The following is an 8,974-nucleotide window of genomic DNA, read 5'->3' on the forward strand; positions in this document are numbered from 1 at the left end:
GGTGGCTCCTGCCGGAGGGGCCGGGCGGGTTCGCCGTCGGGCAGCCCCGGTGCCGGGCGGGGTCCGCCACCCGCCCGGGNNNNGGGCGGGCCACACCCCGAACGGACGGCTGCCCGTGATGACCGGGCGGGCGCCGGTGCGGAAGGGTCGTCCGCATGACAACGACCTCACGACCCGCCGGCACGCGGGGACGGTCCCGATCCGCACGCGCCGGTGGCCGCGCGTCCACCGTGCCCGCCGCCCTCGCCGCGGTCCTCGTCCCGGCTTTCGTCCTCGTCCCCGGTCCGCTGGCGGCGAGCACGTCCGGAAGCGGCTTCGACGACCGGCGCCACCTCGTCGACAGCCTCTCCGCGGCGTTCGTGGAGCACTGGGGTTCCGGTGCCCGGACCCTCTCCCCGGACCTGGCGAGAGTCGTCGACTACTGGGTCCACTACCACGTGGTGAAGGCCGTGATCGCCGCGGCCCTGCTGGCCGTGCTGGCGGTGCTCGGCGTGCTGCTCTGGAGGACTTTCCTGCGGGCCGGCGGGCTCGGGGCGGGACGCGGGGCGGCCCTCGCGGCGGCCGGGGTCGTCGTCACGGCGCTCGGGCTGGTCTCGTCGGCGGTGGTCGTGGCGAACGTCCAGGGGGCGGTGGCGCCGCTCTCCTCGCTGCTGCCGCTGCTGCCGGCGCACCCCCCGCGCGGAGAACTCGCCGATACGCTCGACCAGGTCAGGCAGCACCTGGCCGGCCGCCCGGGTGCCGGGGGCCGGACTCCGCCCGCCGTCGAGACGATGGTCGGCGACTTCTCCCGGTACCACCTGGTGACGGCCGTGGCCGCCCCGGTGGTGGCGGCCGTCCTCGTCGGCCTGAGCGCGGTGTCGTGGAGGCGGTTCGCCCGGACGGAGGGGTCCGACCGGCGAACCAGGCGCGTGTTCGGGTCGTTCGGTGTCCTCTGGGCCCTGTCGTCGGCGGCCTTCGCCATCGTCGCGGTGGCGAACGCGTCCGTCGCGGCCGACCCGGCGCCGGCACTTCTCGCCTTCTTCGAGGGCGGATGGTGACGGGCGGTCAGGCGCCGAGGTAGGCGAGGACGGCGAGCACCCGGCGGTGCCGGTCCTCGTCGGGCGGGAGGCCGAGCTTCGCGAAGACGTTGCCGATGTGCTTCTCCACCGTGCTGCCGGAGAGCGCCAGCCGCCGGGCGATGGCCGGGTTGGAGTGTCCCTCGGCCATCAGCGCCAGCAACTGCCGTTCACGCGGGGTCAGCGCGTCCAGCGGGTCGTCCCGGCGCCGTTCGGCCAGCAGCCCGGCGACGACCTGCGGGTCGAGCACCGTCGCACCGCGGGCGACGCGGTCCAGGGCGTCCAGGAACTCCCCGACTCTGGCGACCCGGTCCTTCAGCAGGTAGCCGACGGCACCGGAACCGTCCGCGAGCAGGTCGGCGGCGTAGGACACCTCCACGTACTGGCTGAGCACCAGCACCGGGGAGCCGGGCAGCCGCCCGCGGACGGTGAGCGCCGCCCGCAGGCCCTCGTCCGTGTGCGTCGGCGGCATCCGCACGTCGACGACCGACACGTCCGGACGGTGCGCGAGCGCCGCCTCGACCAGGGCGGGGCCGTCGCCGACCGCCGCCACCACCTCGTGGCCGTCCTCGGTGAGCAGGCGGACCAGGCCCTCGCGCAGCAGTACCGCGTCGTCGGCGACGACGATCCGCAGCGGGCCCCGGCCCGCGGGGGCCGGCCGCGCTCCGGGGGGCGGCTCGGGCGTCGTCGCGCCCGGGGTCAGCCGCACCGCAGCTCCGCGGTGACCGTCGTGGGGCCGCCCTCGGGGCTGCTGACCCGCAGCCGGCCGCCGGCCGCGCGCACCCGGTCGGCCAGTCCCCGCAGCCCGTGTCCCTTGGCGAAGGCCGCTCCGCCCACCCCGTCGTCCGCCACCCAGACCCGCAGGACTCCCCCGGCGTGGCGCATCCCGACCGTGCACCGGTGGGCGCGGCTGTGCTTGGCGACGTTCGTCAGCGCCTCGGCGACCACGAAGTACGCGGCCGTCTCGACGGCGGCGTCCAGCCGGCGGCCGAGGGGGCCGGCGTCGAGTTCGGTGGGGACGGCGCTGCGCGCGGCCAGGGCGGAGAGCGCCTCCCGCAGCCCCCGGTCGGTGAGGACCGGCGGGGCGATGCCCCGGGAGAGGGCCCGCAGTTCGTCCAGCGCCTGCCGGGTCTGGGCGACCGCGTCGGCGAGTGCGGCCCGGACGAGTTCCGGATCGCGGTCGAAGTGGTGCTGGGCGCGGCCCAGTTCCATCGCCAGGCGGACCAGTTGCTGCTGGGGGCCGTCGTGGATGTCGCGTTCGAGCCGGCGCAGGGCGGCCGCCTCGGCCGTCACCGTCGTGACGGCCCGCGCGCCGGCGGCGCCCGGCTCCCGCTCCGGCCCGTCGGCGTCGCGGCGCGACACGGGTCGACCGGACAGCAGGGCCTCCCCGAGGCCCGCCTGGGCCGCGACGCACCACCGGGTCACCAGCGGCAGGGTGCACAGCACCAGCACGGCGAGCGCGAGCGCGAAGGCGAGCCGCTCGGCCGGCGACGTCAGCCCCAGGCTCAGGGCGATGTGGGAACGGTCGTCGCCCGCGTACAGGGTCATGGGCCGCAGCGGGCCGGGCACCACGTGGTTGCGCAGCGGGTACGTGGCGGTCGCGACACCCACGAACCACCACAGCGCGGTCACCGCCGAGGTGACCAGCGCGACGGGGAGCACCGCCACCGCGTGCGCCAGGTCGCGCCACAGTCCGGGGCCGGCCGGCGCGGCCGGTCCCTCCGGCCCCGGCCGCCGACCGGAGTTCCGCATCCCGCCGGGCCGGGGGCGCACCTTGCCGATCCGCCACCGCTCCAGATCGGCCGGCCACCGCGCCAGCGCCAGGGCCCGGGCCGCGAGAGGCGAGCCGCTCGGCGGCGACGAGCCGGCCGTTCCCACGCACAGACCGCCGACCACCAGCAGCGGGGCGACGGCGGCGCTCAGCGGCGCGGTGAGGAGGTACAGCGAATCCACGAGCGTACGACGCCCGACGCGAACGATGAACCCGGCGCCCGGCCGCCGGCGGCTCGCCACCGCGAAAGGCAACGACTCGACCACTCCCCCAGCATAGTGTCGTTGCGCCCCGGCCCTTCCCGGTGCCCGCCGCCCGCGGCTTCCTCCGCGAGGCCCCGCGGGCCGCACCGGGCCGGAACCGGGCCGGGCCTCCCGCGCGGCACCGGACAGGTACCCGCCGCCCTCGGCGCCCCGTACGCCGGAGGTCTCGCCCCGGACGTCCGCGGCGGCGCTCCCCGCGCCCCGCCCCCGCCGTCCACCGGCGAGTAGCCGTCCGCCGTGGGGGCCGCGGTGCGCATGCCCGCCACCACCGGGCTCCGGGGCGGCGGCGGGCGCGGACCGGCATGGGACGGGCCGCGCCCGCCGGCGGGGGCGGGGAGGTACGGCCGGCTTCCTCAAGTCGCCCGGCCTTCGGCGGTTTTCACCGTCGAAGACGGGTTAGGCGGAGCTCATGAGCGAAACGGACGAGAACGAGAACAAGAGCAAGGGCACGGCCGCGAGCACGAAGGCGGCCGCGGAGAAGACCGGAGCCGCGGGGGCTGCCGCGGGGACCGCCCGCCGGGCGACCCGGTCCGCCACCGACAGCGCCGGAGAGGCCGCCGAGGGGACCAAGAGCGTCCTCACGAGCCCCGCGCAGGCGCTCACGTCCACGGTCGGCGTCGTGTGGCGCAAGGCCGGGGTGCCGGCGCTGGGTCTGCTCAAGGCCAACGCGGTCACCGCGGGCGGGGTGGCGGCGGCCGCGACGGCCGTGGCGGTCGGCGCCTACGCCGGCGGGCGCAGGTCCGTCCTGCGTGCTCACGGTCCCGTCACCCGGCTCACGGGCGGCCGTTTCTGACCGTGCCGCCGACACGTCAGTGCGACGTGCCGGTGCCGCCCCCCTTCTCGTCGAGCCCCCCGGCCGCGCCGGGGGGCTCCGGCCGTCTCGGGGCTCCGGCCGTCTCGTGAGGGTCGGCAGCGGGAACGTGTAGGGGCCCGGGCTGGCCCGGCCTCGTGTCTCCCGGTCCTCCGGCCCGCTCGCGTTCGGTTCGGGCCCCGGCCCGCTCCCCCGGCTGCCTTCGGACGCCGGGTCTCCGGGATGCCGGCCGTGCCGGGCGCCCCGGGTGTGCGGGAACGGTCGCGGAGGGGGCCTGGCGGTGGGACAGGCAGCTGTGTTCTCCGCCGCGCCGCGCCGATTCGGCGGAGCGGTACGGCCCGTCCCGTCCCGTCGGGGCCCGGAAACACGCGCGGGCACCGGTGACGGCGCCGTCGGGCGCGGCGGTCGTCACCGGTGCCTCAAGGGTCCCGCTCCGCGCGGCGGCTGCCGTGAGGCGGCCACCGGGGCGGAACCGGACCTACTGCGGGTTCCGCCCGGAGACGTCCCCGTCGGGGTCGTCGGGCAGGGCGATACGGGCGGTGATCCGCTTGCCGACCGGCTCCCGCCGGGCCTCGAAGCCCTGGGCGACCGCCATGACGATCTCCAGCCCGTGCTGTCCGACCCTGCCCGGCTCGGCGGCGCGGGCCACCGGCAGCACCGGATCGCTGTCCCACACCATCACTTCCACCACGTCCCCGACGACCCGCAGTTCCAGCAGGGCGGGGCCGGGAGCGTACTTGCACACGTTGGTGACCAGCTCGCTCACCACCAGCTGCGTGAGGTGCATCGCCCGCAGCGACACGGGCAGGCCGTGTTCGGCCTGGACGCGGGTGAGGAATTCCGCCGCGGCGTCGCGTCCCTGCGCGATGCAGGCGGTACCGCCTTCCAGAGCGACGGTCGCCTCCACCGCGTACGCCGTCGACGCCGCCTGTTCCTGGGCACCCTGTGCCGACTTCACCATGTCCATCCTCACTCCCCCGTTGACGAACCCGCGTCTACCCGGCGTTCCTCTCCTCACACCTCTTCGTTCCCGGACTTCGCTTCGTTCCCGAATCCCCCTCCGTTCCCAGGCCCCCTTCCGTTCCGGCACCCTCTCCGTTCCCCGGCCGGGCGGACCGGCCCGCCCGGCCGGGGCGTCTCAGTCGAGGAGGCCCAGCCGGACCGCCTGCACGCCCGCGGCGAAACGGCTGTCGGCACCCAGCCTGGCCACCAGTGAGGCCAGCAGGCGGCGCAGAGTCCGCTCCGAGCAGCCCAGCCTGCGGGCGATCGCCTCGTCCTTCGCTCCGGCGGCGAGCAGCGCCAGCACTTCGCGCTCCCTCGGTGAGTAGTCCTCCGGCGCGTCGCCGGTCCCGAGGCGCTTCACCCTCGGCGCCGCCGGGTGCCCGGTGGCCCAGTGGTGGTCGAAGATCCGGACGAAGGAGTCGGCGAGCCGCGCGCTGTGCAGGATGACGTCGCCCGAGGGCTCGCCCCCGCCGTCCGCGGCCCCGACGGCCATGACGGTCACGGACCGGTCGAAGACGTTCAGGTGGAGGGGGACGGTCGGCGCCACGCGCACCCGTGCGCCGTGGTCCATCAGCGTGGAGAGGTACTGCGCGGCGCCGGTGCACCGCAGGGTCCGGGCGGCCACCAGCAGGCGCAGGTCGACGCCGCGCTCCAGCAACCGGAGTTCGGCTTCGAGCCCCTTCTCCAGCACGTCCCGTTCGGGGAGACCCGTGCGCATGCCGAGGATCTGCTCCTGGCAGAGCACGTCCAGGTCGTCGATCCGCTTGCGCAGCCTGGCGCGGTCGTCGAAGAACTCCGCCTCCACCGTCTCCCGGCCGGCGGCCGCCATGCCCGGGAGCAGCCTGAGGACGTCGTCGACCGCTTCCAGACCGCGGTGGAGCTCCTCCCGGTGGAGATCGATCCGCGACCGGTGCTCGGCGATCAGTTCGTGCAGCGCCCGCTGGGGGGATCGCACCTGTCGGCGCGTCTCGTCGAGCAGCCGCCGTTCGGCGAGCCAGCTCCGCACGTCCCCGGGCCGTGTCGCCGTGTCGTCGGAGGGCAGGTCGCGTACGCCGGGACCGGCCGCGGGGGGCTCCTCGGACAGTGCCGCCCTCCGGGCGAGTTCCTCGTAGGCGGCTCGGGCCGCGACCGGGGCCCTGCCGTGGCCGTCGGCCGGTTCTCCCCGGTACGTGTCCGACATGTCGGCCGGCGTTCCGGGCGGCCCTTCGGACGGCCGGCGGGGGGTTCTCGATGGCATGGACAGGACCATAGGCCCGCCGACGTGCTTTGACCACGGCCGGACACCCCGCGGTCGCCTCGATGTCCGCCGGCGGTCACGCCTGATTCGGCCGTAGCACGCCCGCTACGGCCGTCGGTATGTTTCAGGCCGCGCCGAAGAACCTCTGCGGACACGCAGGGCGGTGATCCCGCCCGCGGCCGCGGTGGCGGCGCGTGCCGGCCGTCCCGTCACGAGGGACGGGGGCGGGCGAGGGCGGATCCTCGCCGTACCCGCCCCGATGCCGTACCCCCCTGCGGCCGCACGGCGCCCACCGCCGTGCCGCGCCGTTCCGCCCCCGTGCGTCACCATCCCCGTCCGGCCGGTCACCCCGAGGTGCCCGACCGGCTCCAGTGGCGCCCGCCCCCGCACCCGGTCGGGCAGTGTCCCGGCCGGAGACACGACGAGGTGTTCGCTTCCCATGCGCAGAAGTCACATCGGTGTCCTCGCCCTGGCCCTCCCCCTGGCCCTGGGTCCCGCCGTCGCCCCCGCCTCCGCGGCCGGGCCGTCGCCCGCCCCGCTGGTGAAGGTGGCGGACGCCCCCGCCGCCCAGGAGATCGAAGGCCGCTACATCGTGACCCTCAAGGGCGGGGTCGACCCCGCGGCCCTGGTCAAGGACAAGTCGGTCAAGGCGCGGCACCTGTACAGGAAGGTGCTCAACGGCTTCGCCGCGGAGCTGAGCGCCGAGAGGCTGGAGGAGCTCAGGCGCGACTCCCGCGTCCTGGCGATCGAGGAGGACCAGCGGGCCGGCGGCACGGCCACGCAGACCAACCCGCCCTGGGGCCTGGACCGGATAGACCAGCGCAGCGGCCTCAGCGGCACGTACTCCTACGGGCGCAACGGCTACGGCGTGACGGCGTACATCATCGACTCCGGCATCGACACGGCCCACCCCGACTTCGGCGGGCGCGCCCGCAACGTCTTCGACGCCTACGGCGGCAGCGGCCAGGACTGCAACGGCCACGGCACGCATGTCGCCGGGACCGTCGGCGGCAGCACGTTCGGCGTGGCCAAGGGCGTGCAGCTGCGCGGCGTGCGGGTGCTCGGCTGCGACAACCGCGGCTCCTACTCCGCCATCATCGCCGGCTTCGACTGGGTGCGGCTGAACGCGGTGAAGCCGGCCGTGGCCAACGCCTCCCTGGGCGGCGGCTACTCCTCGGCGATGAACAACGCCGCGACCGCCCTGGCCAACTCCGGCGTTCACCTGGCCGTCGCGGCGGGCAACGAGAACCAGGACGCCTGCAACGTGTCCCCGGCCAGTGCCCCGGGCACCCTCACGATCGCCGCGTCGGACTCCTACGACCGCAGGGCCTCCTTCAGCAACTACGGCAACTGCACCGACCTCTACGCCCCCGGGGTGGGCGTGGACTCCGCCCGGCTCGGCGGCGGTTACACGTCGATGAACGGCACCTCGATGGCCTCCCCGCACGTGTCCGGAGTGGCGGCCCTCTACAAGTCGACCTACGGCGACACCTCCAGCGCCACCGTCAACAACTGGCTGATCGGCAACAGCACCGCCAACGTGATCGGCGGGAACCTCAGCGGCACCCCGAACCGCCTGCTGTTCAAGTCCACCCTCTGAAGTCCCCACCGGTCCGGCGCGCCTCCGTCGCACGGGGGTGGCGCCGGACCGCCGCGGGCCTCCCGCGCGCCGGCGCACGGCACCGGCGCCGCGCGGCCCGCACCGCGGGCCGGGGCGGTGGGCGCGGGCCCGCTACCGGCGGGAGGGGGCCGCCGTGCGCCGGCCCCGCCACAGAAGCTTCTGGACCAGCAGGGTGAGCGTGCCGGCGACGACGATGCCCAGCAGGTTCAGCAGCAGTTGCCCGGTGGACCCGCGGGTCTGGCCGAACTCGCCGTACGCCAGCGCGACCGCCGCGTTCGCCGCCGCCGGGACGGTGGTCACCGAGATCGCCACGCCGACCAGCGCGCCCGACTTCGCCGACGTCAGCGACAGGGTCCCCGCCACGCCCGCCAGGACGGCGACGACGAAGGAGAACCGGTCCGGGGCGTAGATGAAGCCCGTGTTCGGCCGCTCTCCGCCGAGCCGCTCCGCGGAGAACAGGCCGGCGGCGTCCATGAGGAGGCTGAACAGCACCGTGATCACCATGGCCGTGGCGAACCCGACGAGCAGGGCCACCAGCGACCGCCAGGCCAGTCGCGGGGCGCGGCGCACCAGGGCCGTGCAGAACCCGGCGAGCGGACCGAACTCCGGCCCGACCGCCATCGCGCCCACGATCAGGATCGCGTTGTCCAGCACCACACCGCACGCGGCGATCATCGTGGCCAGGGCCAGGAACGCGATGTAGGTGACGGAGAGCGTGGACTCCTCGTGCGTGGCCTCGGTCAACTGCTCCCACAGCACGGCGTCCGCGGCCTCGCCCGGAGTCTCCTTCTCCGCTTCGTCGGCGCGCTTCGACAGGAGCAGGTCGACGTTCTCGACGGCGATCGCGCCGTCCTCGCCGATGCCCCTCGCCCGCAGTTCGGCGATCAGTTCGTCGCCGGCCTCGCGCGCCACGTCGAACATGACCACGTCGCCCGCGGGGCTGCGGGCGGCACCGGGCAGCACCGCGAGGTGCGTGCAGGCGACCGTCCCCTCCACCAGCCGTACGACGTCGTCGGTCCGGTCGGCCGGCACGATGACCCGTAGATGCAGCACAGCGTCTCCTCCGTGTCCCCGCGATCCCCGCGATCCCGTGGCCTCCGTGTCTCCGCTCCCCCGTGACGGCACACCGCGGCCGGCCGCGCCACATCGTACGGGCGCGCGGCGGCTCCCCCGTGCCGGGCGGGTGGCCGGGCCGGGCCCCGTGCCCGGCCCGT

The 8,974-nt window shown here is 75.8% G+C and carries 8 protein-coding genes; 3 read left to right on the forward strand and 5 right to left on the reverse strand.

Annotated elements, in window-relative coordinates:
* The first annotated feature begins 155 nt into the window (after positions 1-155).
* The gene (locus MW084_RS00690) at positions 156-1,037 is read left to right on the forward strand and encodes a hypothetical protein (RefSeq protein WP_106428007.1); all 882 of its coding nucleotides are present in this window, start codon (positions 156-158) and stop codon (positions 1,035-1,037) included.
* A 7-nt stretch (positions 1,038-1,044) separates the two neighbouring features.
* Here MW084_RS00690 and MW084_RS00695 read toward each other — a convergent pair whose 3' ends face one another.
* Both MW084_RS00695 and MW084_RS00700 read right to left on the reverse strand, forming a co-directional pair.
* Positions 1,045-1,689, reverse strand: a complete 645-nt coding sequence (locus MW084_RS00695) for a response regulator (protein ID WP_029553249.1) — start codon at positions 1,687-1,689, stop codon at positions 1,045-1,047.
* A 65-nt stretch (positions 1,690-1,754) separates the two neighbouring features.
* The gene (locus MW084_RS00700; RefSeq protein WP_010468183.1) at positions 1,755-3,008 is read right to left on the reverse strand and encodes a sensor histidine kinase; all 1,254 of its coding nucleotides are present in this window, start codon (positions 3,006-3,008) and stop codon (positions 1,755-1,757) included.
* Positions 3,009-3,498: 490 nt separating this feature from the next.
* On the opposite strand from MW084_RS00700, the gene MW084_RS00705 reads away from it, so the two are divergent.
* A complete protein-coding gene (locus tag MW084_RS00705; protein WP_010468181.1) occupies positions 3,499-3,882 on the forward strand; it encodes a hypothetical protein in 384 nt (127 codons plus the stop codon).
* A 496-nt stretch (positions 3,883-4,378) separates the two neighbouring features.
* Here the strand turns inward: MW084_RS00705 and MW084_RS00710 are convergent, their stop codons facing one another.
* Both MW084_RS00710 and MW084_RS00715 read right to left on the reverse strand, forming a co-directional pair.
* A complete protein-coding gene (locus MW084_RS00710; protein WP_010468179.1) occupies positions 4,379-4,861 on the reverse strand; it encodes an ATP-binding protein in 483 nt (160 codons plus the stop codon).
* A gap of 177 nt (positions 4,862-5,038) precedes the next feature.
* Positions 5,039-6,139, reverse strand: coding sequence for a LuxR C-terminal-related transcriptional regulator (locus MW084_RS00715; protein ID WP_275563404.1), 1,101 nt, complete (start codon positions 6,137-6,139; stop codon positions 5,039-5,041).
* A 439-nt stretch (positions 6,140-6,578) separates the two neighbouring features.
* Between MW084_RS00715 and MW084_RS00720 the strand changes: the two genes are divergently transcribed.
* Positions 6,579-7,739: a S8 family peptidase gene (locus MW084_RS00720; RefSeq protein ID WP_010468175.1), complete on the forward strand. Its 1,161-nt coding sequence runs from the start codon at positions 6,579-6,581 to the stop codon at positions 7,737-7,739.
* 132 nt (positions 7,740-7,871) lie between these two features.
* Here the strand turns inward: MW084_RS00720 and MW084_RS00725 are convergent, their stop codons facing one another.
* Positions 7,872-8,813: a DUF389 domain-containing protein gene (locus MW084_RS00725; RefSeq protein WP_010468173.1), complete on the reverse strand. Its 942-nt coding sequence runs from the start codon at positions 8,811-8,813 to the stop codon at positions 7,872-7,874.
* Positions 8,814-8,974: the final 161 nt, after the last annotated feature.

Source organism: Streptomyces sudanensis (assembly GCF_023614315.1).
GTDB lineage: Bacteria > Actinomycetota > Actinomycetes > Streptomycetales > Streptomycetaceae > Streptomyces > Streptomyces sudanensis.